Origin of the sequence: Serratia sp. CY56464, assembly GCF_052168435.1 — a bacterium.
Taxonomy (GTDB): Bacteria; Pseudomonadota; Gammaproteobacteria; order Enterobacterales; family Enterobacteriaceae; genus Serratia; species Serratia marcescens.
Map to the genome: position 1 here is coordinate 1,562,718 of NZ_JBJNMV010000001.1, position 24,747 is coordinate 1,587,464.

Consider the following 24,747-nt stretch of genomic DNA (forward strand, 5'->3'; position numbering starts at 1 on the left):
TGTCGTTTTTATAAGAAAGATTATTGGAGACATTGGGGATGAATCTTCCGCTCGTGATTAACGTGCTGGTGTTTGTCGCGCTCCTTTTGCTGCTGGCGCAAACCCGCCACAAGCAATGGAGTCTGGCGAAAAAAGTGCTGGTCGGCCTGGTGGTCGGCGTGGTGTTCGGTCTGGGCCTGCAGCTGGTGTACGGCTCCGACAACCCGGTACTGAAAGAATCCATCAGCTGGTTCAACATCGTCGGCAACGGCTATGTGCAACTGCTGCAAATGATCGTCATGCCGCTGGTGTTCGCCTCGATCCTGAGCGCGGTGGCCAAGCTGCATAACGCCTCTTCTCTGGGCAAAATCAGCGTACTGACTATCGGCACGCTGCTGTTCACCACGCTGATCTCGGCGCTGGTGGGCGTGCTGGTCACCAACCTGTTCGGTCTGACCGCCGAAGGCCTGGTGCAGGGCGCGCAGGAAAGCGCGCGCCTGACGGCGATCCAGACCAACTACGTGGGCAAACTGGCCGACCTGACCGTGCCGCAGATGGTGCTGTCGTTCATCCCGAAAAACCCGTTCGCCGATCTGACCGGCGCCAGCCCGACGTCGATCATTAGCGTGGTGATTTTCGCCACCTTCCTCGGCGTGGCGTCGCTGCAGCTGCTGAAAGACGACAAGCCGAAAGGCGAGCGCGTGCTGGTGGCTATCGACACCCTGCAGGCCTGGGTGATGAAGCTGGTGCGTCTGGTCATGAAGCTGACGCCGTATGGCGTGCTGGCGCTGATGACCAAAGTGGTCGCCGGTTCCAACATTCACGACATCGTCAAGCTCGGCAGCTTCGTGGTGGCCTCCTACATCGGCCTGGCCATCATGTTCGTGGTACATGCCATCCTGCTGGCCTTCACCGGCGTGAACCCGATGAAGTTCTTCCGCAAGGTGTGGCCGGTGATCACCTTCGCCTTCACCAGCCGCTCCAGCGCCGCCAGCATTCCATTGAACGTGGAAGCGCAGACCCGTCGTCTGGGCGTGCCGGAATCCATCGCCAGCTTCTCGGCGTCGTTCGGCGCCACCATTGGCCAGAACGGCTGTGCGGGCCTCTACCCGGCGATGCTGGCGGTGATGGTTGCGCCGACCGTCGGCATCAACCCGCTGGATCCGGTGTGGATCGCCACCCTGGTCGGCATCGTCACCATCAGCTCCGCCGGTGTGGCGGGTGTGGGCGGCGGCGCCACCTTCGCCGCGCTGATCGTGCTGCCGGCGATGGGCCTGCCGGTGACGCTGGTCGCGCTGCTGATCTCGGTCGAACCGTTGATCGACATGGGCCGCACCGCGCTGAATGTCAACGGCTCCATGGCGGCAGGCACCATCACCAGCCAGCTGATGAAGCAAACCGACAAAGCCGTGATGGACAGCGAAGACGAAGTCGAACTGGCTCACCGCTAACGCCGTCTCAGAACAAAAAAACCGGGGATTATCCCCGGTTTTTTTATGCCCCGCGTTCGGTCGTTACGGCCGCTCGCCGTTCGCCAGCCGCCGGTTGATATCGGCGATCACATCCGGTAATTGCGCCAGCGTGTCTATCACATAATGCGCGCCCGCCGCGTACAGCTTATCGGCGGCCGCCGTGCGGCGCTGCGCTATTTCCCCTGCCGCCATTTGACGGTACTCCGACCAGGTAGCGCCGAACTCGTTGCCGGACAGCGCCAGCCCGACGCTCCACATCCCGGCGTTCAGCCCTTCGGCAATGCCCGGCACCGCGTCATCCACCTTCACGCAGTGCGCTACCGCATCGATGCCCAGCGCGATCGCGTTCTGCAACGCCATCCACGGCCCCGGCCGCCCGCCGGCCGCGAGATCGTCAGTGGCGACCCAGTAATCCGGCGCGTAACCGCGCTGCGCAGCGGCCGGCGCCAGCACCTCCATCACCGCGCGCGGATAACCGGAGCAGGAGCCGATTTTAATGCCCTGTTCGCGCAGCCCGGCAATCACCTGCGGCACGCCCTCAATGGGATCGGCGAAGTCGATCACTTTGGCGATTTGCAGCGGCATAAACGCCTGATACAGCGCGTCGATGTCTTGATGGCTCATCGAGCGGCCCAGCTTCTGTCGCCAGCGCGCGTCGATCGCCGGCAGTTTGCCCAGCGCCTCGATGTGCTGCCATTTGCCGAGGCCCATCGGAATGCGCGCTTCCGCCAGGCTAATGTCGATATCGAAGGTGTGTTTGAACGCCTCGACGAAAATCTGCGTCGGCGCAAAGGAACCAAAGTCCACCGTGGTGCCGGCCCAGTCGAGGATCACTGCGTTGATCTGTTTCATGGTCAATCCTTATTGATTCCAGTACATCGCCTGCCCGACGGCCGCCAGCAAACGTTCGATATCCTGCGGATAAATTTCCCCGATGTTGCCGATGCGGAAGCAGTCGCTCTGCGACACTTTGCCGGGATAAATCACGAAACCTTGCTGCTTCAGGCGCTGATAAAACTCGGCGAAGCGGTAAGTGTCGGCCTTCGGCGAATAGAACGCGGTGATGATCGGCGAATGCAGCGCATCGTCCAGCAGGGTATCAAAGCCCAGCTCGCGCATGCCCGCCACCAGCCGACGCTGATTAGTCTGATAGCGGTGGTGGCGCGCGGCAATGCCGCCCTCTTGTTCCAGCTCTTTCAGCGCCTGCGCGAAGGCCAGCACGGTGTGGGTCGGCGACGTAAAGCGCCATTTGCCGGCCTGATCCTCCATACAGCGCCACTGGGCATACAGATCCAGCGACAGCGAGCGTGAACGGCCGGCGCATTTCTCCAGCTCGCTGCGGCGGGCGATGACAAAAGCGAAGCCCGGCACGCCTTGAATGCATTTGTTGGCGGAGCTGATCAGAAAATCGATGCCCAGCGCGTCCACATCCAACGGGATGCCGCCAAAGCTGCTCATGGCGTCGACGATAAAGGTCTTGCCGTTGCGCGCCGCCAGACCGGCAACCTTCTGCAGCGGGTTGAGCATGCCGGTGGTGGTTTCACAGTGCACCATGGCGATATGGCTGATGCGCGCATCGCTTTTCAGCACCGCCTCCATCGCCGTCACATCCGGTTCATTCACCTCACCGCAGTCGAAAGCGTGGTGGTCGATATCCATCAGCCGCGCCATTTCGATCATCCGCGCCCCGTAGGCGCCGTTGTTGACGATCAGCAGCTTGTCCTGCGGGCCGATGACCGTGCCCAGCACGCCCTCTACCGCGAAGCTGCCGCTGCCTTGCAGCAGCACCGAGGTATAACCGGCGGACGGCGTCGCCAGCGCCACCAACCGTTGGCGAATGCGCTGCACCACGCCGAGGTTGTAATCTTCATCCCAGGTGCAGCTGTCATACAGCATCGCCTCTTTCACCGTTTTCGACGTGGTCAACGGGCCGGGGGTCAACAGCAGGTAGTTACGATCGGACATGTTATTCACCTATTGGTCTATACCAGATTGCGCGCATTGTGGCGGCAAATTCCTGCCCCGGTCAAACGACAAAGCGCGGTGAAACAAAAAATTCATCTGGCTATGTATAATAAGCGCGTGCCGGAATGTCGGGCCGATGCCATAGCGAGATGAAATGAAAGAACATCAGGGCGATATGCCTCACTACCTGCAGATCAAGGATCAGCTTCAGGCGCGCATCACCCGCGGCGCACTACAGGCCGGCGATAAGCTGCCTTCGGAGCGCGAGCTGTGCGCCATCTTCTCCACCACCCGCGTCACCATTCGCGAAAGCCTGGCGCAATTGGAAGCCACCGGCGCCATCTACCGCGCCGATCGCCGCGGCTGGTTCGTCACGCCGGAACGGCTGTGGCTGGATCCGACGCAGAACACCAACTTCCACCGTCTCTGTCAGGAGCAAGGGCGCACGCCGCACACCGCGCTGCTGTCCGGCGAAAAAACCACGGTGCCGCTCGACGTGATGCAGCCGCTGGCGCTCGAACCGTTCGATCAGGTGTATCTGCTGCGCCGCGTGCGGTATGCCGACGGCCGCGCCATCTGCTATTGCGAGAACCACTGCTTGCCGCAGCGGGTGCCGGCACTGCTCAGTCACGATCTCAACGGCAGCCTGACCGAGGTTTATCAACAGCATTACGATTTGATTTACAGCAACATGCACCTGTCGTTCTACCCGTCCGCCCTGCCTTATCGCGCCGCCAATGCGCTCGGCGCCATGGTCGGCCTGCCCGCGTTGCTGCTGCGCCGGTTGAATTACGATCAGCACGGCCGCATTCTCGATTTCGATATCGAATACTGGCGCCACGACAGCCTGCGCATCGAAGTCGATACGCTTTAACCCCCTGCATGACGGGGCTGCGCCTGCCGCTCCGCCTTTCTCTCCCACGCCTAATCCCCGCCGCCGGCAACTATATTTTGCCGCTTTCATTTGTTTGTCATATTTGCCGATTAGCTTGGCCGCATATCTGGTGTATACCAGTTTCGCATGAACCCGCAACAGTGAGGCTGAAGCTATGAAATTCTCTCGTCTGGTCGTGATGACCGCCATCGCACTCGGCGCCGCGCCGGCCTGGGCCGCCGACGCGGTGGTGACCGTCTACTCCGCCGATGGTCTGCACGACGGCGATCACAGCTGGTATCAAACCCAGTTCGACGCCTTCACCCAGGCGACCGGCGTCAAAGTGCAGTACGTCGAAGGCGGCTCCGGCGCCATCGTGGAGCGCCTGTCGAAGGAGCGCAGCAACCCGCAGGCCGACGTGCTGGTGACGCTGCCGCCGTTCATCCAGCGCGCCGCCGCGGAAAAACTGCTGCAGGATTTCACCCCGCAGGATGCGGCGCAGATCGCCGACGCCCAGCCGCAGTTCGTGCCGCTGGTGAACAACTACCTGAGCTTCATCTATAACGCCAAACTGCTGCCGCAGGCGCCCGCCAGCTATCAACAACTGCTGGACGCGCAATTCCGCAATAAGCTGCAGTACTCCACGCCGGGTCAGGCGGGTGACGGCACCGCGGTGATGCTGCAGGCGTTTCACAGCTTCGGCGGCAAAGATGCCGGTTTCGACTACCTCGGCAAGCTGCAAAGCAACAACGTCGGCCCTTCGGCCTCCACCGGCAAGCTGACCGCGCTGGTCAATAAAGGCGAGTTGCTGGTGGCCAACGGCGATCTGCAGATGAATCTGGCGCAGATGCGCAGCAATCCGAACGTGAAGGTGTTCTGGCCGGCCGGGCCGGACGGCAAACGCAGTACGCTGGTGCTGCCTTACTATATCGGCCTGGTGCAAGGCGCGCCGCAAAGCGCCAACGGCAAAAAACTGATCGACTTCCTGCTGAGCAAAGAAGCGCAGAGCAGCGTCAGCGCCATTTCCTACGGTATGCCGGTGCGCAAGGACGTCACCCCGACCGACGATAACTTCAAGCAGTCGCAGGCGGCGCTGAAAGGCGTGGACATCTGGGCGCCGGACTGGAACCAGGTGGTGAACAGCCTGTCCGCCGATATCTCCCGCTGGCGCCAGGTGACCGAATGACGCTGACGATGCCTTCTACCCTCTCTTCCCGCGCCGAGGCGCGGGATAGCAGCCTCGACATCGCCGGGCCGTCGGGCATTCAGCTCAACCGCGTCAGCGTGTCGTATCGCGGCACCGAGGTGCTGAAACCCCTCACGCTCACCATCGCTCCCGGCGAAGTGCTGGCGCTGATCGGCCCCTCCGGCTCGGGTAAAACCACCGTGCTGCGGGCGATCGCCGGATTCGTGCAGCCCTCCGCCGGGCGTATTGCCATCGGTGACGTCGATGTCACCGACGTGCCGCCCTATGATCGCGGCCTGGGCATGGTGGTACAGAACTACGCGCTGTTTCCGCATATGCGCGTCGAGGACAATGTGGCGTTCGGCCTGCGCGCGCAAGGCAAGCCGCGCGGCCTGACCGCCGAGCGCGTCGAAGAAGCGTTGGCCATCGTCGGCATGTCCGCCTACGCCAAGCGCTATCCCAGCCAGCTTTCCGGCGGCCAACAGCAGAGGGTGGCGATCGCTCGCGCCATTGCGGTGCGCCCCAAAGTCTTGCTGCTGGATGAGCCGCTGTCGGCGCTGGACGCGCAAATCCGTCACAGCATGGTGGAAGAGATCGCCCGCCTGCACCGCGAGCTGCCGGATCTGACCATCCTGTACGTCACCCACGATCAGGGGGAAGCGCTGACGCTGGCGGACAAGATCGGCATCATGCGCGACGGCCACCTGATCGCCCACGGCGAAACCCGCGCGTTGTACCACCATCCGACGAACCGCTTCGCCGCCGAGTTTCTCGGCCGCGCCAACCTGCTGCCGGCCACCGCCCTTGAGACTACCGCGCAGCAAGGCATGACCACCGTCAGCTGCGCCGGCAAAGTGATCGGCTGTTTCACCTACGGCGCACAACGCGGCTTCGACAAGCTGCTGTGCATCCGGCCGCAGCATATTGCGCTTGATGCCGACGCCCAGCGCAGCAACTGCCTCATCGGCACGCTGCGCGATATTCATTGGCAGGGGGAGCTGACGCACCTGCAGTTCGAGGTACAAGGCCATTCGCTGCGCGTGGTCACCACCCATCGCAACCGGATGCCGCAGATCGGCGAGCGCGTGCCGCTCTATTTCGCCCCCGACGATGCGGTACTGATCGAGGACTGACATGACCGACTCTACGCTTATTCGCCCGGCCCTGCGGCTGCGTTTCCCGCGCAGTCTGTGGATCCTGCTGCCGCTGCTGGTGCTGGCGACGCTGTTTTTCTACCCGTTGGCGCTGATCGTCAAACAGGCGTTTACCGACGATCAGGGGCTATTCAGCGCCGCCGCGCTGCAACAGGTGTTCGAATCCCGGCGCATTGTCAGCGCTCTGCTCAACACGCTGCAGATTGCGCTGCTGGCGACGCTGGGCTGCCTGGTGCTCGGCACCCTGCTGTCGCTGCTGCTGGTGTTCACGCCGTTCCCCGGCAGCCGACTGATCGCCCGGGTGATCGATACCTTTATCGCCATGCCGACCTTCCTGATCACGCTGGCCTTCACCTTTATCTACGGCTCCGCCGGTCTGCTGAACGGCACGCTGATGACGGCCTTCGGTTTCACCCTGCCGCCGGTGGACTTTCTTTACTCCATCTGGGGGGTGATCCTGGCGGAAATCACCGTGTTTACGCCGCTGGTGATGCGCCCGCTGATGGCGGCATTGTCGCAGATCGATCGCAGCCAGCTCGAGGCCGCCAGCATTCTCGGCGCCCGGCCGGGGCGCGTGGTGCGCCAGGTGATTTTACCGGCCGCGCTGCCGGCCTTGCTGGCCGGTGGCAGCCTGTGCCTGCTGTTGACCACCAATGAGTTCGGCATCGTGCTGTTTATCGGCGCCAAGGGCGTCACCACGCTGCCGATGATGGTCTACACCAAAGCGATTCTGGAGTCGGATTACGCCGTCGCCTGCACGATCGCCGTCGTGAATATCGCGCTGTCGCTCGGGCTGTTCTCCCTTTACCGCTACGCCGCGGCGCGCGCCGGGCTGAGGAACTGACGATGTTGATATGGTCCCGCACCGGACGCACCCTGACCTGCACGTTGACGATCACGCTGTTCGCCCTGTTCTTCTGCCTGCCGCTGGCGGTGATCCTGATGTCCAGCCTCAGTGAACAGTGGAACGGCGTGCTGCCGAGCGGTTTCACCCTCAACCACTTCCGCCAGGCGTTCAGCGGCGCCTCTTGGGACGCGCTGGTCGCCAGTCTGGCTATCGGTTTCAGCGCCAGCCTGTTCGCGCTGTTGTGCGGCACCTGGGCGGCGCTGGCGCTGCGCCACGCGCCTGAACGCGGCCGACGGCTGCTGGGCACGCTGTTTTTCATTCCCAGCGCGGTGCCTTCGGTCTCTATCGGTTTGGGGATGCTGGTGGCGTTCAGCCAGGGACCGCTGCAGATGAACGGCACCTTCCTGATCGTGCCCGCCGCTCACTTCGTGCTGATTTCCGCCTTTACCTTCGGCAACGTGATGGCCGGGTTGACCCGGCTACCTGGCGACTACGAGAACGTCGCCGCCAGCCTGGGCGCTTCGCCGCTGTTCCGCCTGCGCCACGTCACCCTGCCGATGATCGCCCCCTACATGATCTCCGCCTTCGCGCTCAGCCTGTCGCTGTCGATGGGGGAGCTGGGCGCGACCATGATGATCTACCCGCCGAGTTGGGCGACGCTGCCGGTCACGATCTTCAGCCTGACCGATCGCGGCAGCATCGCCAACGGCGCGACGCTGACCATGATCCTGGTGGCGGCCACGATGTTGCTGATGTTAGTGCTGGAGCGGATTGCGCAGCGGCTGACGCCGGGCGCAAAATAGCAACAAGGCGCTGCCATGGCGGCGCCTTGTTTTTAGAAACGAAGGGTCAGAACGGGTAGTCGTGATAGCCCTGCAGCTCGGAAATGCGTCGGGCGGCGACGTGCAGCAACGCCACATACTCCTCCCGCGCCGCGTCGGAAAAACGCAGCGTCGGGAAAGAGATGCTCAGCCCGGCGATCGCCACCCCGAACCGATCGAAGACCGGTACGGCGATGCAGCGGATCCCCGCCTCCTGCTCTTCGGCATCTTCGCCGAATCCCTGCGCTCGTACCCGATCCAGCACCGGCAACAGTTCGGCGGCGCTGGCCAAGGTATGCTCGGTGCTGCGGGTAAATTCAATCTGCGACAGGATCTGCGCCACCTCATCCCGATCGCGCCAGGCCAGCAGCACTTTACCGATGGCGGTGCTGTGCAGCGGGTTACGGCGACCGATGCGCGAATACATGCGCAGGTTGTACATCGCGTCGATCTTGTGGATATAGACGATACCGTCCTCATCCAGAGCGCCGAGGTGGATGGTTTCGCGGGTGCGGTTCGACAGTTCGCGCATCTGCACGTCGGCGCTGCGGATCAGATCGACGTTCTCCAACGATTTGGCGCCCAGTTCGAACAGCTTGAGCGTCAGCGCATACTTTTCCGTCTCGCCCTCCTGCGAAACGTAGCCCAGCGCTTTCATGGTCTGCAGAAAACGGTAGACGGTGCTTTTGGACATCATCACCCGTTGGGACAGTTCGGTAATGCCAATCTCGCGCTCATCGCCAAGCGCCTGCAGAATGCCGAACACTTTCATCACGGATGAGACGGCATCCGGTTGCTTGTCTGAATCTGCGTTAGCCATGGTGCATACCCTACTTAACGGTTTTGTTTCAGGAAATTTAAACAAGGGTTTCAGTATAATCGGAACAGATCGAAGCGCGCAACGCGGCTGAACGCTAAGCAATTGAAGCCAAATGGATAACCGTTGGCCCGCTCACCGCCGTTTACAATTAAGCGGACAAGGGGCATGCAATCACGGGCGAATATGATTAGCATGATAATACTCCCCTGAATAAATACCGCTGAGACCAACATGCGTCCTTGTTCCGACGGCCTCCCCGTCCCGCAACGCTATGGGGCGATCCTCGCCATCGCCCTCGGCATTACCGTATCCGTGCTCGACGGCGCGATAGCCAACGTGGCACTGCCCACCATCGCTCGCGATCTCAACGCCAGCCCGGCCAGCTCCATTTGGGTAGTCAACGCCTATCAGTTGGCGATCACCGTGTCTCTGCTGTCGCTGGCGTCGCTCGGCGATCTGGTCGGCTATCGCCGCATCTATCAGGCCGGATTGCTGGTGTTCAGCATCACCTCACTGTTCTGCGCCCTTTCCGATTCGCTGCTCACCCTGACCATCGCCCGCGTGCTGCAGGGCTTTGGCGCCGCCGCCATCATGAGCGTCAACACCGCGCTGATCCGCATCATCTACCCGCAGCGTTTTCTCGGCCGCGGCATGGGCATCAACTCGCTGATCGTCGCCTGCTCCTCGGCGGCCGGGCCGACGGTGGCGGCGGCGATCCTGTCGGTCGCGTCCTGGCAGTGGCTGTTCGCCATCAACCTGCCGATCGGCATCGTCGCACTGCTGCTGGGGATGAAATTCCTGCCGGCCAACGGCCAGAAAAGCGATAACCGCCGTTTCGATCCCACCAGCGCGGTGCTGAACGCGCTGACCTTCGGCCTGCTGATCACCGCCATCAGCGGCTTCGCCCAGGGCCAGAGCCTGACGCTGATCTTCAGCGAAATCGCCGCACTGCTGGCGATTGGCGCGGTGTTCGTGCGCCGCCAGCTGCGCCAGGAATTTCCGTTGCTGCCGGTCGACCTGCTGCGCATTCCGATCTTCGCCCTGTCGATGGGCACCTCAATCTGTTCGTTCGCCGCGCAAATGCTGGCGATGGTGTCGTTGCCGTTCTTCCTGCAAACCGCGTTGGGCCGCGGCGAGGTGGCGACCGGGCTGCTGCTGACGCCGTGGCCGCTGGCGATCGTGGTGATGGCGCCGATCGCCGGTCGGCTGGTGGAGCGCGTGCACGCCGGCCTGCTGGGCTGCATTGGGCTGGCGGTGTTCGCGCTCGGGCTGTTTTCGCTGGCGCTGCTGCCGGCGGCGCCGTCGAATATGGACATCATCTGGCGCATGGTGCTGTGCGGCGCCGGCTTCGGCCTGTTCCAGTCGCCCAACAACCACACCATCATCTCCGCCGCGCCGCGCAACCGCAGCGGCGGCGCCAGCGGCATGCTGGGCACCGCCCGCCTGCTGGGGCAAACCTCGGGGGCCGCGCTGGTGGCGCTGATGTTCAACCTGTTCCCTACCTCCGGCACCCACGCTTCACTGATCCTGGCTGGGGTGTTCGCTACCCTGGCGGCGGCGGTCAGCGGCCTGCGCATCACCCAATCGACCGCGCAAACGGCGCAGCCCAGCCGCGAGGTGAAATAGAGGGCATAGAAAGAGCCGGGTCACATCGAGCGCGATGCAGGCCTGGCGTCAGTCGCCGCTCCTCAAAGGGCTGCGGCCTTGTCGTAGACACGCTAAATAGGCGTCGTCATCCGGATACCAGCCAACAATGCGTTGGCCGTCGTTATCCACCCCCTCGAAGCCCTTCAGTAAGCCAGGGGCGAACATCCGCTTTATCAGATCTTCGGCCTGCGCGCTGTCGATGCGGCAATCACAGCGCGTGTCTCCGTCAACCTGAACGAAGTTCTGCAACGAAGCGAGACACCGCGCGTCGAGATCGCCATGGACATGGATAAACTCCCCCGTCTCTACCAGAGTGAGCGCGGTCAGGTCTCCCCCCACCACGAATGCGCCGTCGTTTCCTGAGCTGCAATAGGCGTGGCGTATGCGGACATCATCACGCACGACCAGTCCGCCCCAGCAAATCAGCGTATCCGCCTGCAGCCGACCCAGCACGACAATGCCGCCGTCCTCGCGCTGCGGTGACACCGCCAGGCATCCTTCCACGATCACATCGCCGTCCACGATCAGGTAATCGTACTCGTGGCTGTCGTGCTCGTCGGGGAAAAATGCCGGGAGGTGAAGATCGCCTGAATGCCAGCGAATAGCCGGCTGTTCAGCATCGTCATCATGCCGGTTGAACAGTTCCGCAACCGCATCAGCGATACCGCTTGTCAATTCGGCCAGGCGCGCCGGTAGCTCATCACCGTTGAGTAAGGGAAGGTGGTTGATTTTCATAGGGCCTCAGGGACAAATGTCATTGCGCCAAAGCATATAACATGCGCCTCCAAAGCCAAACAGCCGGCCGTGACCGAGCACGATGCGGCTTACCCACTCACCGGGTGAACGGGCATCGCACCTGCCCAGGCTGAGAGGCAGAAAGACGCTATTTTCAGGTCGGCTTCAGGGACTTCGGACGCTGCTGCGCAGCATTAACGCCCGTAGACTTTGGTGAGGCGCTTTACCCCATTCATTGCCGAATTTCATTGTTGAATCCGTCACCGCCGCTGACCAAGCGGTTTAGGTATGCCATAAAAAAAAACCCCGGCAAGCCGGGGTTTTCCTTTCATTCAGCCGATTATTTCAGGTACTGGCCGGAACGCAGCGCTTCGATACGCTTGTCGAGCGGCGGATGCGACATGAACAGCTCGCTGAACGACTTGGATTTGCCGTTGATGCAGAACGCCATCATGCTGCCCGCTTCCTGCGGTTCATAGCTGGTTTTCAGACGCTGCAAGGCGGCGATCATCTTCTCGCGGCCCACCAGTTTGGCGGAGCCGGCGTCGGCATAGAACTCGCGGTGACGCGAGAACCACATGGTGATGATGCTCGCCAGGATGCCGAACACCAGTTCCAGCACCATCGACACCGCGAAGTAAATCATCGGGTTGCCGTTGCCTTCCCCTTCGCCATCACCGTCGCGGTTGCCGAGGAAACCGGCGGCGACCTGCGCGATCAGGCGTGAAATGAAGATGACGAAGGTGTTCACGATGCCCTGAATCAGGGTCATGGTCACCATATCGCCGTTGGCAACGTGGCTGATTTCGTGCGCGATGACCGCTTCCGCTTCGTCGCGGCTCATGCTCTGCAGCAGGCCGGTGCTGACGGCGACCAGCGAGGCGTCGCGGCGTGCGCCGGTAGCAAAGGCGTTGATGTCCGGCGCGTGGTAGATAGCGACCTGCGGCATGGCGATGCCCGCCTGCTGCGACTGACGGCGTACCGTTTCCAGCAGCCAGTTTTCGGTTTCGTTACGCGGTTGTTCAATCACTTCCCCGCCGACGGAGCGCAGCGCCATCCACTTGGACATCAGCAACGACACGAAAGCGCCGCCGAAGCCGAACAGACCGGCCATGATCATCAGGCCCTGAACGCTACTGGATTGGATTCCTGTCAGGCTGAGCACCAGCCCGAAAACCAACATCACCGCCAGGTTGGTGAGCAGGAACAGAGCTATACGCATCATAAAATGTTTACTTCCTCATAAATGTTAACAAAACGCTGTCTAAGATACCCTAGATCGTATGGGCATTCGTCACAGTTTCAAGAGTCGCGCGTCATTAACCTACTAAAAATACGAAACTTTACAAAAACGGCGCGCGACCGGGATTTGGCAAATTGTAAACGATTGTTGCACAAGGCGGAGGTTTTTTTACCCTAAATTTGTCAGGCGATGCATCAGCCCGCCTCCCTTCATCCAGCAGGGAGGCTGGCCTTCGCGTCGCCATAAAAAAACGCACCCGAGGGTGCGTTTTTCATCCTGCCGTAGGCGGCCTTATTTGGCCGGCGTTGGCTGCTGAGCGGGCTGATCTTTTTCCAGATGAGCCAGGTCCAGCGCGATATGCACAGATTCATCCAGGTACGGATCCGGTTCCTGGTAATCCTTCGGCAGATCGTCGAGCGATTTCAGCGGCTTCTTGCCCGCGCGCTCCAGGCGCTCGTTGATGCGTTTCAGACGGGTCGCGTCGTCATCGTGGTTCTCTTTCTCGCGCACCGCCAGATTGAGGGACACGATGTTGCGTTTATCCTTCAGCGCCTTGTAATGCGCGATATCCTGCGCGATGTACTGGAACTCCGGATTCTGCGCGATGCGCTGCTGGTGATCTTTCAGCAGTTCCGGCTCGAACGGCGCCATATCGCCGGTCTTGCTGTAGGTCGCCGCATTGATGCTGTCCCACGGCATGGCGTTGTCTTCAAACGCTTCGCCGGTTTCCGCCGGATCGACGCCGGTCGGCATCAGAATGTCCGGCGTCACGCCCTTGCGCTGGGTGCTGCCGCCGTTGACGCGGTAGAACTTCTGAATGGTGTACTGCACCGAACCGAGCGCCGGCCACTCAGGGCGCAGCATCTGGTCGTAGATGCGGTTCAGCGAACGGTACTGCTGCACGGTGCCTTTACCGAAGGTCGGTTCGCCGACGATCAGCGCGCGGCCGTAATCCTGCATCGCCGCCGCGAAGATCTCGGAGGCGGAGGCGCTGAAGCGATCGACCAGCACCACCAGCGGGCCTTTGTAGTAGGTCACGCCGTCGGTGTCGGCGTCTTCACGCACTTTGCCGTTGTTGTCGCGCACCTGCACCACCGGGCCGCTCGGAATGAACAGGCCAGACAGCGACACCGCTTCAGTCAGCGCGCCGCCGCCGTTGGTGCGCAGGTCGATGATCACGCTCTTGACGTTCTGCTTGGCCATCTTCTGCAGCTGCACTTTCACGTCATCGGTCAGACCGACGTAGAAGCCTGGGATGTCGAACACCGCCACCTTCTCTTTGCCGACGGTCTTGATGGTCATTTTCACCGCGCGGTCTTCCAGACGGATGCGCTCGCGGGTCAAGGTGACCACGCGGGTTTTGGTGCCCTTGCCGGCCGGCAGGACTTCCAGGCGCACCTTGCTGCCCTTCGGCCCTTTGATCAACGACACCACGTCGTCCAGACGCCAGCCGATCACGTCCACCATCGGTTTGCCGGCCTGGCCGACGCCGACGATGCGATCGCCTACGGTGATCGCCTTGCTCTTTGCCGCCGGGCCGCCCGGCACCATCGAGTTGATCAGGGTGTAGTCGTCATCCATCTGCAGCACCGCGCCGATGCCTTCCAGCGACAGGCTCATCTCGGTGTTGAACTGCTCGGTATTGCGCGGAGACAGATAGTTGGTGTGCGGGTCGATTTCATGCGCAAAGGCATTCATCGCCAGTTGGAAGACGTCTTCGCTGTTGCTTTGCGTCAGGCGCTTGATGGCGAACTGATAGCGCTTGGTCAGCGTGTCGCGGATTTCTTTGTCGGTCTTGCCGGTCAGCTTGAGGTTCAGCTCGTCATAGGTGACTTTCGCATCCCACAGGCTATCCAGCTCGGCCTTGTCTTTCGGCCACGGCGCTTTGCTGCGGTCGAGATCGATAGTGCCGTTGCCGGTGAAGTTCATCGGCTTGTCCAGCAACGACAACGCATAGGTGTAACGCTCGAAACGGCGTTTCTGCGCCAGATTGAACAGCGCGTAGAAGGTGTCCAGCTTGCCGGTTTTCAGCTCTTCGCCAACCTGATTGCGTTTGCCGGCGAACTGCGCCACGTCGGAAGCCAGCAATACGTTATGGTTGTAGTCCAGCATGTTCAGGTAGCGATCGAAGATCTTGCCTGAAAACTCCGCGTCAAGGGCGAACTGGCGGTAATGAGAGCGAGTGAAGCGCGAGGTAACGCGCTCACTCACCGTAGCGTGCTGGGGTTCCTGTTGCAGTTGGGGCAGTTGGCCGATGCGGATGTTGGCTGTTTCCGCGCCGTAACTGACACCCGCCCACAGCAGCCCTGCAATCGCTGTTAATCTGACGAATTTGTTCATGCCTGGGTTGGCCTCCGTATCAGAACTGCAAGTGTTCTGCGCGCACAATCATCGCCAGACCGGAAGAGAGCTGCACACGTACGCCATCTTTAGCGATTTCGAGTACGGTAGCATCCATCGCGCTCTTGCCTGCTCTGACTTTGATTTCCTGGCCAATTTGCAGTTTAGAGATATCCGTGACTGGCGCATAACGCGGCTGGCTTTCCTCTTTGGCTGCACGAGGTTGGCGAGCGGGCTGTGGGCGAGTTTGTGGGCGCGGCTTGCGGTTTTCCGGCGCGGCTCCGCCTTCGCGACGTGCAGCGGGCTTTTTACCGGCTGGACGCGGACGGCGTGGCGCAGCATCGGCGGATTCGCCGGCGGCTTCACGTTTTTTGGCGTTTTGTTCGGCACGCTGTGCCTGAACGCGCGCTTTGGCTTCTTCAAGCTGCTGGCGAGCATGATCGACATGCTGCTGTTCCAGTTCACCGCACGGATTGCCGTCCAGATCGACGCGCTGCGCGCCGACTTTAACGCCGTACAGGTAACGCCAGCTTGAGGTGTACAGGCGCAGGGCAGAACGCAATTGCGTTTTGCTGAGATTATCTTCCCCCTGCACGCGCTCTACCAAATCCTGAAAAATACCGATTTTCAGCGGACGAGCTTCGCCTTCGGCGCTAAAGCAGAGCGGAAAACGCTCGGCAAGAAAAGCAATGACTTCTTTACTAGAGTTCAACTTAGGTTGATTTTCCATGAAATTTCCTGATTACAACGGTATTGCCAACAAGCCACAGGCATGAACAGGCGTCATTATAATGACGCCATCGGTAATTGCCACGTTAACCGTCGATCAACTTGCCGCCACAGTCACATATTTCGCACTGTCGCACTGTTCCAGTTGCTCACAAAGCCCCGCCACCACTGCTTTCAGGCCCGCTTCGTCCCGTTCGTCGAAGCGTTGATAAACCGTGCTATCGATATCCAAAACGCCGATCGTCCGGCCGCCAACCGCCAGCGGCAGCACGATTTCCGCGTTGCTGGCCGCGTCGCAGGCGATATGGCCCGGGAACGCATGCACGTCGCCGACGCGCTGCACGCGATTTTCCGCCACCGCCGTGCCGCACACGCCCTTGCCCACCGGGATGCGCACGCAGGCGATCTTGCCCTGGAACGGCCCCAGCACCAGCTGTTCGCCCTCCATCAGATAGAAACCGACCCAGTTCACGTCATCCAGACGCTCGTTGAGCAAGGCGCTGGCGTTGGACAGCGCCGCGATAAAGTTGGTCTCCCCGCCGAGCAACGCGCTCAGATCACGTTTTAATTCCGCGTAGAATTGTTCTTTTGTCATGTGATAACCATTGAAACAGTGAAGATGGCCAGAAGCCCAAAGCTTAGGCCCTATAAAATAAGCATTAAATGCGTATAGCCACAAGGTTAATCATCTGTTGCTTCACAAAACCCCGTCGCTCGGGGTATGTTTGCCGCTCAGAATCCCGGTTTACCTCGTTTTACCGTCCGGCGCCCGATCGCCAGTGACGCGGCCGGTTTATTTTTCAGCTACGCTGACAGTTCCGGCGGGCTCAAGGGCAGCGACTTGTCAAAAATGAAAATACACGCGATCACCGCCCCCCTTTCCAAAGCGCGCCACCAACGCTGCTGCGAGTGCGATCTGCTGTTCATGCTGCCGCCGCTCAGCGGCAATCAGGCCGCTTATTGTCCGCGCTGCAACGCCAAGGTGGTGCACGGCCGCGACTGGTCGATGACGCGTCTGACCGCCATGGCGATCACCATGCTGCTGCTGATGCCGTTCGCCTTCACCGAACCGCTGATCAGCATCCGCCTGCTCGGCACGCGCATCGACGCCAGTTTGCTGGAGGGCATCTGGCAGATGAGCCGCCAGGGCGATCCGCTCACCGCCAGCATGGTGGCGTTTTGCACCCTCGGCGCCCCGCTGACGCTGGCACTGTCGTTGCTGTACCTGCGCTTCGGCCACGCGCTCGGCATGAACCTGCGCCCGGTGCTGCTGATGCTGGAACGGCTGAAAGAGTGGGTGATGCTGGACATTTATCTGATCGGCATGGCGGTGGCGGCCATCAAGGTGCAGGATTACGCCGACATCCAGGCGGGCAGCGCGCTGCTCGCCTACCTGTCGCTCACCCTGCTCAGCATCCTGACGCTGATCCACGCTAACCTGGAGCAGCTGTGGGAGCGTTACTATCCGCAGGAACAGCCGGAAGGCCCGCCGGCGGCGCTGCATATTTGCCTGTCCTGCCACTATACCGGCTACCCTGACGCGCGCGGCCGCTGCCCGCGCTGCCATGTGCCGATGTGCCACCGCCAGCCCTACAGCCTGCAGAAAACCTGGGCGGCGCTGATCGCGGCGATGATCCTGCTGATACCGGCCAACCTGCTGCCGATTTCCATCATTTACGCCAACGGCGTGCGGCTGGAAGACACCATCTTCTCCGGCGTGGTCTCACTGGCCACCTCCGGCAACGTGCCGATCGCCGCCATCGTGTTCATCGCCAGCGTGCTGGTGCCCTTCACCAAGGTGATCGTGCTGATCACGCTGTTGCTGAGCATCCACTTCAAAACCTCGCACAGTCTGAAGACGCGCATTCGTCTGCTGCGCCTGGTCACCTGGATCGGCCGCTGGTCGATGCTCGATCTGTTCGTTATCGCCTTGATGATGTCGCTGGTAAATCGCGATCAACTGTTATCTTTTACTATGGGACCGGCCGCGTTTTACTTTGGCTCGGCGGTCATTTTGACTATTCTTGCCGTTGAATGGCTCGATAGCCGATTGATTTGGGATGCACATGCAACAGGAAACGCCGACTACACCGACTGAAGCGCGGGTCAAGAACAAACGCCGCATTTCACCGTTCTGGTTACTGCCGTTCATCGCCCTGCTGATCGCCGGGTGGCTGGTCTATAACAATGTCCAGGAGCGCGGCACCACCGTCACCATCGATTTCCAATCGGCGGCGGGCATCGTTGCCGGCCGCACGCCGGTGCGCTACCAGGGCGTTGAGGTCGGCACGGTGCAAAAAATCAGTCTGAGCAAAGATCTGCGCAGCATCGTGGTGGAGGCCAGCATCAAAAGCGATCTGGAAGACTCGCTGCGCGAAGGCACCCAGTTCTGGCTGGTGACGCCCAAGGCCTCGCTGGCCGGGGTGTCCGGCCTCGATGCGCTGGTCGGCGGCAACTATATCGGCATGATGCCCGGCAGCGGCAAGGAGCAAACCCACTTCACCGCGCTCGATACCCAGCCGAAGTACCGCCTGAACACCGGTGAACTGATGATTCACCTGCACGCCGACGATCTCGGCTCGCTCAACAGCGGCTCGCTGGTCTACTACCGTAAAATTCCGGTCGGCAAGGTGTATGACTACACCATCAGCGAAGGCAACAAGGGCGTGACCATCGACGTGCTGATCGACCGCCGCTTCGCCAACCTGGTGAAGCGCAACAGCCGCTTCTGGAACGTTTCCGGCTTCAAGGGCGATTTCAGCCTGTCCGGCGCCACGGTGCAGATGGAGAGCCTGGCGGCGCTGGTCAACGGCGCCATTGCCTTCGATTCTCCGGCCGATGGCCAGCAGGCCAAGGGCGATCAGAGCTATACCCTGTATCCTGATCTGGCCCACAGCCAGCGCGGCGTCAATATCCTGCTGGATCTGCCGAGCGGCAACAGCCTGAGCGAAAACCGCACGCCGCTGATGTACCAGGGGCTGCAGGTCGGCACCCTGACCAAGCTGACGTTGCAACAGGACAGCAAAGTGGTCGGTGAACTGACCATCGATCCTTCGGTGGTCGATCTGATGCGCAGCGGCACCCGCATCGTGATGCGCAGCCCGCGCATCAGCCTCAACGACGCCAAGCTTAGCCAGTTGCTGACCGGCACCACGCTGGAGCTGGTGCCGGGCAAAGGCGAGCCGCAGCAGCGCTTCAACGTGCTGGACAGCAGCGAAACGCTGTTGCAACAGCCTGGCGTGCTGACCGTTACGCTGAATGCGCCGCAAAGCTACGGCATCGACGTCGGGCAGCCGCTGGTGGTGCACGGCGTGAAAGTCGGCCAAATTCTGAGCCGCACGCTGACCGCCGGCGGCGTGGTATTCACCGCCGCCATCGACGCGCAGTACCGCGGCCTGCTGCACAAAGACAGTAAATTCGTGGTCAACAGCCGTCTCGACGTCAAGCTGGGCATTGACGGCATGGAAGTGCTTGGCGCCAGCGCCCAGGAATGGGTAGACGGCGGCGTGCGCATTATTCCCGGCAGCAAGGGGGAACCGGGCGGCCAATACCCGCTGTACGCCAACAGCGAAAAAGCCGAGGAAGGCATCGTCGGCAACGCCCCCGCCACCACCCTGACCCTCAGCGCCACCAGCCTGCCGGACGTGCAGGCCGGCTCGGTAGTGCTGTACCGCAAATTCCAGGTGGGCGAGATCGTCAACGTTCGGCCGAAGGCCAACGAGTTTGAGGTGGACGTCTACATCAGCCCGGAATACCGCAAGCTGCTGACGCGCGAAAGCATCTTCTGGGCCGAAGGCGGCGCCAAGGTGCAGCTCAACGGCAGCGGGCTGACGGTGCAGGCTTCGCCGCTCAACCGCGCGCTGAAAGGCGCCATCAGCTTCGATAATCTACAGGGCGTGACGCTGAACAAGGGCGCCAACCGCGTGCTGTACGCCAGCGAAACCGCCGCCCGCGCGGTGGGCAGCCAAATCACGCTGAAAACCTACGACGCCAGCAAGCTGTCGGCGGGCATGCCGCTGCGCTACCTCGGCATCGACGTCGGACAGGTAGAGTCGCTGCAGCTGGCGCCGGAGCGCAACGAAGTGTTGGCCAAAGCGGTGCTGTATCCGGAATACGTGCAGACCTTCGCGCGCCTGGGCAGCCGCTTCTCGATCGTGTCGCCGGAGATCTCCGCCGCCGGCGTCAGCAATCTCGATACCCTGCTTCAACCTTATATCAACGTGGAGCCAGGGCGCGGGCGCGAGCTGCGCACCTTCGAGCTGCAGCAGGCCAGCATCACCGACTCGCGCTATCTCGATGGCCTGAGCGTCGTGCTCGACGCGGCCGAAACCGGCTCGCTGCAGATCGGCACGCCGGTGCTGTTCCGCGGCGTGGAGGTCGGCACCATCACCGGTTTCTACCTTGGCGCCATGTCCGACCGGGTGCACGTTGCGCTGCGCATCAGCAAGAAGTATCAACATCTGGTGCGCAACAACAGCGTGTTCTGGCTGGCGTCGGGTTACAACCTGCAGTTCGGCCTGACCGGCGGCGTGATCAAGAGCGGCACCTTCCAGCAGTTCATTCGCGGCGGTATCGCCTTCGCCACCCCGCCGACTATTCCGCTGGCGCCGAAAGCGACGCCGAACAAACACTTCCTGCTGAATCCGGAAGAGCCGAAGGACTGGAAAACCTGGGGCACCGCCATTCCGCGCGATTAACTTTCGCGTTTTCCTCAGGGCCCGGCAATGCCGGGCCCTGTTTTTTTCCGCTTTGTGATAAACTCTCGCCCTTGTCTTTATTGCACCCTGAGAGTTCGCCCCGTGGCCAAATCCACCGCCGTTTTTCTGCCCCCCGCTTTCCTTGACGCCACCCGCGCCATCATGCCCGCCGAGCTGGCGATGGACGATTTTATCGCCGCCTGTCAACGCCCGCTGCGCCGCAGCCTGCGCGTCAACACGCTGAAAATCAGCGTCGCCGACTTCCTGGCGCTGGTGCAGGATTACGACTGGCGATTGGAGCCCATTCCCTGGTGCGCGGAAGGGTTCTGGATCGAGCGCGACGATGAAGAACTGCGTCTGGGCAGCGCCGCCGAACACCTGAGCGGTCTGTTCTACATTCAGGAGGCCAGTTCGATGTTGCCGGTCAGCGCGCTGTTCGCCGGCGACGCGGCGCCGAATCGGGTGCTGGACGTGGCGGCGGCGCCGGGATCCAAAACCACCCAGATCGCCGCGTTGATGGGCAACCAGGGCGGCATCGTCGCCAACGAATACTCCGCCAGCCGGGTGAAAGTGCTGCACGCCAATATCAGCCGCTGCGGCGTGAAGAACACCGCGCTGACCCACTTCGACGGCCGGGTGTTCGGCGCCGCGCTGCCGGAAAGCTTCGACGCCATTCTGCTCGACGCCCCCTGCTCCGGTGAAGGCGTGGTGCGTAAAGATCCGGACGCCATGAGCAACTGGTCGCCGGACAGCGTCGCCGAGATCGCCGCCACCCAGCGCGAGCTGATCGACAGCGCGTTTCATGCGCTGGCGCCGGGCGGCGTGATGGTTTATTCCACCTGCACGCTCAATGCGCAGGAAAATCAGCAGGTGGTGCGCTGGCTGCTGGACACCTATGGCGACGCGGTCAGCGTCGAGCCGCTGGGTGAGCTGTTCCCCGGCGCCGGCAAGGCATTGACCGCCGAAGGCTTCCTGCACGTCTTCCCGCAGATTTACGACAGCGAAGGCTTTTTCGTCGCCCGTCTGCGCAAACAGCATGCCGTAGCGCCGTTGGCGAAGCCGACCTATAAAGTCGGTAAGTTTCCGTTCAGCCCGCTGTCCGGCAAAGAGGCGGCGCTGGTCGCCCAAGCCGCCGCCGCATCCGGCTTAACCTGGGGCGATGACAGCCGGCTGTGGGAGCGCGATAAGGAAATCTGGCTGTTCCCGGCCGAGCTGGAGCCGCTGTTCGGCAAGGTGCGCTTCTCGCGTATCGGTCTCAAGCTGGCGGAACGCTTCCCGAAAGGTTTCCGTTGGCAGCACGAAGCGGCGATCGCCCTCGCAGGCGCCGGCGGCAAACAGCATTTCGAGCTGGACGCCGCGCTGGCCCAGGCGTGGTATCACGGCCGCGATCTCTACCCTGAGCAGCCACCGGCGGGCGACGAGTGCATCGTCACCTATCAGGGGCAACCGCTGGGCATCGCCAAACGCATTGGCAGCCGCATCAAAAACAATTTGCCGCGTGAACTGGTGCGGGATGGCGCGCTCGATTTCCACCTGTAAATAATACCGCGCCGGGGAATAAAACTCCCCGGCGATAAAATAACACTAATAATATTCCCATCGCCGTTCGTTATTATTCTAATCATTTCACTTTATCGGTATGCCTCGCCTACAAGCCCCGTCATACGGGGAATGAGAATAAAAAGTTTCTCGTTTTCATCAAGACAATTCCCGATTCTTATTCTATTAATTAAAGTGCAGCTAAATGAATACGTTCAACCCACCTCTGGGTGGCGTCTTTGCGGGCTTTCTCTCATACGGCAAGGAATATAAGATGAAAAAAACTCTGATGGCATTGACCTCGGTAGCAACCCTGCTGTGCGCCAACGGCGCGGCTAACGCAGCAGGCACCATTCAAGGCACGTTAGGCGTGACGCTGACCATCGGCGCCGGTTGCGTCGTGGGGGGCGGCAGCAGCAGCGGTTCCGTCAACGACTTCGGCTCCATCAGCTTCGGTACTTACTCTTCACTGGCCAACATCATCGACGCCAGCGCCACCGGCGCAGGGGGGGCCGGTACGCTGTCATTGACCTGCACTACCGGCACAGACTACACGGTGGCGCTGGACAACGGGCTCCACGTCACTTCAGGCACCCAACGCCGCATGGCCAGCACGGCAGGCGCATTCATCAGCTATAACCTGTACCAGGATGCCGCACGCACCACCGCCTGGGGCAGCGGCGCCAACGCGCGGACCGGTACCGGCACCGGCGCCGCCGTTCCGCTGATCGTGTATGGCCGCGTACCGGCGGCCGGCTCTACCCCGGCGGCGGACACCTATAACGACACCGTCACGATGACGGTCACCTGGTAACGGTGCGGCGCGCGCTCTGCTGCTGCGGATTATGGGCGTGCAGCCTGTTGGCGCAGGCCGACAGTAAAACCGCGACCCTCGGCGTCAGCGCGACCTTGCTCAGCGCCTGTGAGGCCGGCAGCAGTTCAGGCGGCAACGTCAGCTTCGGCACGCTGAATTTCGGCACGCTGTATTTTCTCAGCACCGCAACCAGCGTCGCCGGGCAGCAAAACGCCGGCGCCATTCGGGTGAAATGCACCAACGGCACCAGCTACAGCGTTCTGCTTGGCGGCGGGCAAAGCGGCAATACCGCTGCCCGCTACCTGCAAAGCGCGGCGGGCCAACGGGTGAATTACAACCTGTATACCAACGCCGCCCACAGTACCATTTGGGATAATCTGACGGGCGTGTCACAAACCGCCAACGGTGCGGACAACTGGTTGCCGGTCTATGGCATGATTCCGGCGCAGTCCACGCCCCCGACAGGCAGCTACACCGATACGGTACAGGTCACGATCAATTGGTAATGACGATGCGCGCTTCCATTTGCGGTTTGCTGTTCTGTCTGCCGCTTTCCCCGGCCCAAAGCGATACCGGCGTCAACGATTTGACCAAAAGCCAGCCGTTCACCGTCAATGCAACCGTGGTAAAAGGCTGCGTATTGGGCAGCGGCGTCAGTGACGTGACCACCTTCGGCACCCTGAACTTCGGCCAACTGTCCTCGCTGAGCAACGCAGTCAGCGTCGTCTCCAGCAGCGGCGCCGGTTCGGTGCTGTTTCGCTGCAACCCGGGGCTGAGCGTCACGCTAGCCCTCGGCGTCGGCAATCACGTGACCGGATCCATCGCCGGCGGCAGAAAATTACAAAACGCCGTCACGTCTGAAACGCTGCTGTATCAACTTTATCAAGACAGCAACTACGCCACCCTTTGGGGAGATGGCGCCAACGGCGGCGCGGCGCAGACCGTCGCCGCCACCGGCAGCACGCAAGAAATCAAGGTTTACGCCCGTCTGTTTTCGACCAGTACCCTGCCCACCAGTGGCGTTTACAGCGATACGGTCTTGTTGACGGTCACTTATTAAGTTTTTTGCAATAAGGATTGAGTTATGCGCATACCCTTCCGTCTGCCGTTAACGGCAGCCTTGCTCCTGGCAAGCCAACAGCACGCCCTGGCCGCGGCTTCCATTCTCATCTGGCCGATCGATCCGGTGATTGAAGATCAACAACAGGCCACCGCGCTGTGGCTGGAAAATCGCGACAGCAAACCGGTCTATATGCAAATTCGCGTGTTGGGTTGGCAGCAAACCGCCGGCAAAGACGATTACAGCAACCAAAGCGACGTGATCGCCAGCCCGCCGGTGGCGTCGATCGCGCCAGGCAAACGCCAGCTGATACGCCTGATCAAACAGTCGGCGCCGGCGGCGGGACAGGAGCGGGCCTACCGCATTTTGGTCGATGAAGTGCCGGTGAAAGAACCATCGTCGAGCGCCGCTCCCGGCGGTGCGGAGATGGGGTTGAAATTCCAGATGCGCTACTCGGTGCCGCTGTTCGTCAGCGGCAAGGGCATCTGGACCAAACAGGACAGCGAAAAACCGCGCGATTACGCGACCGCCAGCCAACCCCTGCTCAGCTATCGTCTACAGCAGCAAAGCAGCGAACGCTGGCTGGAGGTGCGAAATCAAGGCGCAGTGCATGCCCGTATATCGAAAGTGACGCTGCAAGGCCGCAGCCTGAATCCCGGCCTGATGGGATACGTGCTGCCCGGTTCACAGATGCGCTTCGTCTTGCCGCCCGCCGGCGGTTTCAGCAGCGGCAAGCTGATGGCCACGGTCAATGACAACAAACAGCCCGTAGCCATTCCGTCTTATTGAGGCCCAGGTGCAGCCGACAGGGAGGCTATCGACGCG

General features: G+C 61.4%; 22 protein-coding genes. 14 read left to right on the plus strand and 8 right to left on the minus strand.

Annotated elements, in window-relative coordinates; genetic code table 11:
• Positions 1–38 precede the first annotated feature (38 nt).
• Positions 39–1,430 carry an L-cystine transporter gene (locus ACJ8KE_RS07555; protein WP_016927986.1) on the plus strand — a complete coding sequence of 464 codons (1,392 nt, stop codon included), beginning with the start codon at positions 39–41 and terminating at the stop codon, positions 1,428–1,430.
• A 63-nt stretch (positions 1,431–1,493) separates the two neighbouring features.
• On the opposite strand, the gene phnX is transcribed toward ACJ8KE_RS07555, so the two are convergent.
• Positions 1,494–2,303, minus strand: coding sequence for a phosphonoacetaldehyde hydrolase (phnX, locus tag ACJ8KE_RS07560; protein ID WP_016927987.1), 810 nt, complete (start codon positions 2,301–2,303; stop codon positions 1,494–1,496).
• Positions 2,304–2,312: 9 nt separating this feature from the next.
• Positions 2,313–3,416 carry a 2-aminoethylphosphonate--pyruvate transaminase gene (gene phnW, locus ACJ8KE_RS07565; RefSeq protein WP_016927988.1) on the minus strand — a complete coding sequence of 368 codons (1,104 nt, stop codon included), beginning with the start codon at positions 3,414–3,416 and terminating at the stop codon, positions 2,313–2,315.
• Between the two features lie 154 nt (positions 3,417–3,570).
• Here phnW and phnR point away from each other — a divergent pair, with 154 nt between their 5' ends.
• From phnR to ACJ8KE_RS07590, 5 genes are all read left to right on the plus strand, one after another.
• The gene (phnR, locus tag ACJ8KE_RS07570) at positions 3,571–4,290 is read left to right on the plus strand and encodes a phosphonate utilization transcriptional regulator PhnR (RefSeq protein ID WP_442517192.1); all 720 of its coding nucleotides are present in this window, start codon (positions 3,571–3,573) and stop codon (positions 4,288–4,290) included.
• A 175-nt stretch (positions 4,291–4,465) separates the two neighbouring features.
• On the plus strand, positions 4,466–5,476 hold the full coding sequence (locus ACJ8KE_RS07575; protein ID WP_097102267.1) for a 2-aminoethylphosphonate ABC transporter substrate-binding protein: 1,011 nt from the start codon (positions 4,466–4,468) through the stop codon (positions 5,474–5,476).
• A gap of 8 nt (positions 5,477–5,484) precedes the next feature.
• A complete protein-coding gene (gene phnT / locus ACJ8KE_RS07580; RefSeq protein WP_317006210.1) occupies positions 5,485–6,609 on the plus strand; it encodes a 2-aminoethylphosphonate ABC transport system ATP-binding subunit PhnT in 1,125 nt (374 codons plus the stop codon).
• 1 nt (position 6,610) lies between these two features.
• Positions 6,611–7,474, plus strand: a complete 864-nt coding sequence (gene phnU, locus ACJ8KE_RS07585) for a 2-aminoethylphosphonate ABC transporter permease subunit (protein WP_442517193.1) — start codon at positions 6,611–6,613, stop codon at positions 7,472–7,474.
• A 2-nt stretch (positions 7,475–7,476) separates the two neighbouring features.
• Entirely contained in the window at positions 7,477–8,280 is an 804-nt protein-coding gene (locus tag ACJ8KE_RS07590; protein ID WP_097102269.1) for an ABC transporter permease, read from the plus strand.
• A 46-nt stretch (positions 8,281–8,326) separates the two neighbouring features.
• Here ACJ8KE_RS07590 and kdgR read toward each other — a convergent pair whose 3' ends face one another.
• Positions 8,327–9,118, minus strand: a complete 792-nt coding sequence (gene kdgR / locus ACJ8KE_RS07595) for a DNA-binding transcriptional regulator KdgR (protein ID WP_028128163.1) — start codon at positions 9,116–9,118, stop codon at positions 8,327–8,329.
• 231 nt (positions 9,119–9,349) lie between these two features.
• On the opposite strand from kdgR, the gene ACJ8KE_RS07600 reads away from it, so the two are divergent.
• Positions 9,350–10,744 carry an MFS transporter gene (locus ACJ8KE_RS07600; protein WP_016927996.1) on the plus strand — a complete coding sequence of 465 codons (1,395 nt, stop codon included), beginning with the start codon at positions 9,350–9,352 and terminating at the stop codon, positions 10,742–10,744.
• Between the two features lie 48 nt (positions 10,745–10,792).
• Here ACJ8KE_RS07600 and ACJ8KE_RS07605 read toward each other — a convergent pair whose 3' ends face one another.
• The 5 genes from ACJ8KE_RS07605 to ACJ8KE_RS07625 all read right to left on the minus strand — a co-directional run bounded on the left by ACJ8KE_RS07605 (position 10,793) and on the right by ACJ8KE_RS07625 (position 16,407).
• Positions 10,793–11,500 (minus strand): hypothetical protein, encoded by a 708-nt coding sequence (locus tag ACJ8KE_RS07605; RefSeq protein WP_033640534.1) that lies wholly within the window; start codon positions 11,498–11,500, stop codon positions 10,793–10,795.
• 340 nt (positions 11,501–11,840) lie between these two features.
• Positions 11,841–12,725, minus strand: a complete 885-nt coding sequence (gene htpX / locus ACJ8KE_RS07610) for a protease HtpX (protein WP_016927998.1) — start codon at positions 12,723–12,725, stop codon at positions 11,841–11,843.
• A 309-nt stretch (positions 12,726–13,034) separates the two neighbouring features.
• Positions 13,035–15,083 (minus strand): carboxy terminal-processing peptidase, encoded by a 2,049-nt coding sequence (gene prc / locus ACJ8KE_RS07615; RefSeq protein WP_442517194.1) that lies wholly within the window; start codon positions 15,081–15,083, stop codon positions 13,035–13,037.
• Positions 15,084–15,102: 19 nt separating this feature from the next.
• Positions 15,103–15,813 carry an RNA chaperone ProQ gene (proQ, locus tag ACJ8KE_RS07620; RefSeq protein WP_442517195.1) on the minus strand — a complete coding sequence of 237 codons (711 nt, stop codon included), beginning with the start codon at positions 15,811–15,813 and terminating at the stop codon, positions 15,103–15,105.
• 96 nt (positions 15,814–15,909) lie between these two features.
• On the minus strand, positions 15,910–16,407 hold the full coding sequence (locus ACJ8KE_RS07625) for a GAF domain-containing protein (protein WP_097102273.1): 498 nt from the start codon (positions 16,405–16,407) through the stop codon (positions 15,910–15,912).
• Positions 16,408–16,662: 255 nt separating this feature from the next.
• Here ACJ8KE_RS07625 and yebS point away from each other — a divergent pair, with 255 nt between their 5' ends.
• The 7 genes from yebS to ACJ8KE_RS07660 all read left to right on the plus strand — a co-directional run bounded on the left by yebS (position 16,663) and on the right by ACJ8KE_RS07660 (position 24,711).
• Entirely contained in the window at positions 16,663–17,910 is a 1,248-nt protein-coding gene (yebS, locus tag ACJ8KE_RS07630; RefSeq protein ID WP_442517196.1) for a membrane integrity lipid transport subunit YebS, read from the plus strand.
• Positions 17,879–20,509: an MlaD family protein gene (locus ACJ8KE_RS07635; RefSeq protein ID WP_442517197.1), complete on the plus strand. Its 2,631-nt coding sequence runs from the start codon at positions 17,879–17,881 to the stop codon at positions 20,507–20,509. Before yebS ends, ACJ8KE_RS07635 begins: the two co-directional genes overlap by 32 nt.
• A gap of 102 nt (positions 20,510–20,611) precedes the next feature.
• Complete coding sequence (gene rsmF / locus ACJ8KE_RS07640) at positions 20,612–22,048, plus strand: 16S rRNA (cytosine(1407)-C(5))-methyltransferase RsmF (RefSeq protein ID WP_110146929.1); 1,437 nt, start codon at positions 20,612–20,614, stop codon at positions 22,046–22,048.
• A 274-nt stretch (positions 22,049–22,322) separates the two neighbouring features.
• Positions 22,323–22,862, plus strand: coding sequence for a Csu type fimbrial protein (locus ACJ8KE_RS07645; protein ID WP_016928005.1), 540 nt, complete (start codon positions 22,323–22,325; stop codon positions 22,860–22,862).
• 2 nt (positions 22,863–22,864) lie between these two features.
• On the plus strand, positions 22,865–23,368 hold the full coding sequence (locus ACJ8KE_RS07650) for a Csu type fimbrial protein (protein WP_033634200.1): 504 nt from the start codon (positions 22,865–22,867) through the stop codon (positions 23,366–23,368).
• Between the two features lie 5 nt (positions 23,369–23,373).
• On the plus strand, positions 23,374–23,922 hold the full coding sequence (locus ACJ8KE_RS07655; protein ID WP_086013591.1) for a Csu type fimbrial protein: 549 nt from the start codon (positions 23,374–23,376) through the stop codon (positions 23,920–23,922).
• A 24-nt stretch (positions 23,923–23,946) separates the two neighbouring features.
• On the plus strand, positions 23,947–24,711 hold the full coding sequence (locus ACJ8KE_RS07660; RefSeq protein ID WP_442517198.1) for a fimbrial biogenesis chaperone: 765 nt from the start codon (positions 23,947–23,949) through the stop codon (positions 24,709–24,711).
• Positions 24,712–24,747 lie beyond the last annotated feature (36 nt).

What these genes read in the sequence shown, in the direction of transcription:
- ACJ8KE_RS07655 (WP_086013591.1), top strand. Translation starts at nt 23,374, where the DNA reads ATGCGCGCTTCCATTTGCGGTTTGCTGTTCTGTCTGCCGCTTTCCCCG.
- ACJ8KE_RS07590 (WP_097102269.1), top strand. Translation starts at nt 7,477, where the DNA reads ATGTTGATATGGTCCCGCACCGGACGCACCCTGACCTGCACGTTGACG.
- htpX (WP_016927998.1), bottom strand. Translation starts at nt 12,725, where the DNA reads ATGATGCGTATAGCTCTGTTCCTGCTCACCAACCTGGCGGTGATGTTG.
- phnW (WP_016927988.1), bottom strand. Translation starts at nt 3,416, where the DNA reads ATGTCCGATCGTAACTACCTGCTGTTGACCCCCGGCCCGTTGACCACG.
- phnX (WP_016927987.1), bottom strand. Translation starts at nt 2,303, where the DNA reads ATGAAACAGATCAACGCAGTGATCCTCGACTGGGCCGGCACCACGGTG.
- yebS (WP_442517196.1), top strand. Translation starts at nt 16,663, where the DNA reads ATGAAAATACACGCGATCACCGCCCCCCTTTCCAAAGCGCGCCACCAA.
- ACJ8KE_RS07625 (WP_097102273.1), bottom strand. Translation starts at nt 16,407, where the DNA reads ATGACAAAAGAACAATTCTACGCGGAATTAAAACGTGATCTGAGCGCG.
- ACJ8KE_RS07635 (WP_442517197.1), top strand. Translation starts at nt 17,879, where the DNA reads ATGCAACAGGAAACGCCGACTACACCGACTGAAGCGCGGGTCAAGAAC.
- ACJ8KE_RS07600 (WP_016927996.1), top strand. Translation starts at nt 9,350, where the DNA reads ATGCGTCCTTGTTCCGACGGCCTCCCCGTCCCGCAACGCTATGGGGCG.
- ACJ8KE_RS07575 (WP_097102267.1), top strand. Translation starts at nt 4,466, where the DNA reads ATGAAATTCTCTCGTCTGGTCGTGATGACCGCCATCGCACTCGGCGCC.
- ACJ8KE_RS07645 (WP_016928005.1), top strand. Translation starts at nt 22,323, where the DNA reads ATGAAAAAAACTCTGATGGCATTGACCTCGGTAGCAACCCTGCTGTGC.
- kdgR (WP_028128163.1), bottom strand. Translation starts at nt 9,118, where the DNA reads ATGGCTAACGCAGATTCAGACAAGCAACCGGATGCCGTCTCATCCGTG.
- prc (WP_442517194.1), bottom strand. Translation starts at nt 15,083, where the DNA reads ATGAACAAATTCGTCAGATTAACAGCGATTGCAGGGCTGCTGTGGGCG.
- phnU (WP_442517193.1), top strand. Translation starts at nt 6,611, where the DNA reads ATGACCGACTCTACGCTTATTCGCCCGGCCCTGCGGCTGCGTTTCCCG.
- phnR (WP_442517192.1), top strand. Translation starts at nt 3,571, where the DNA reads ATGAAAGAACATCAGGGCGATATGCCTCACTACCTGCAGATCAAGGAT.
- phnT (WP_317006210.1), top strand. Translation starts at nt 5,485, where the DNA reads ATGCCTTCTACCCTCTCTTCCCGCGCCGAGGCGCGGGATAGCAGCCTC.
- ACJ8KE_RS07605 (WP_033640534.1), bottom strand. Translation starts at nt 11,500, where the DNA reads ATGAAAATCAACCACCTTCCCTTACTCAACGGTGATGAGCTACCGGCG.
- ACJ8KE_RS07660 (WP_442517198.1), top strand. Translation starts at nt 23,947, where the DNA reads ATGCGCATACCCTTCCGTCTGCCGTTAACGGCAGCCTTGCTCCTGGCA.
- ACJ8KE_RS07555 (WP_016927986.1), top strand. Translation starts at nt 39, where the DNA reads ATGAATCTTCCGCTCGTGATTAACGTGCTGGTGTTTGTCGCGCTCCTT.
- proQ (WP_442517195.1), bottom strand. Translation starts at nt 15,813, where the DNA reads ATGGAAAATCAACCTAAGTTGAACTCTAGTAAAGAAGTCATTGCTTTT.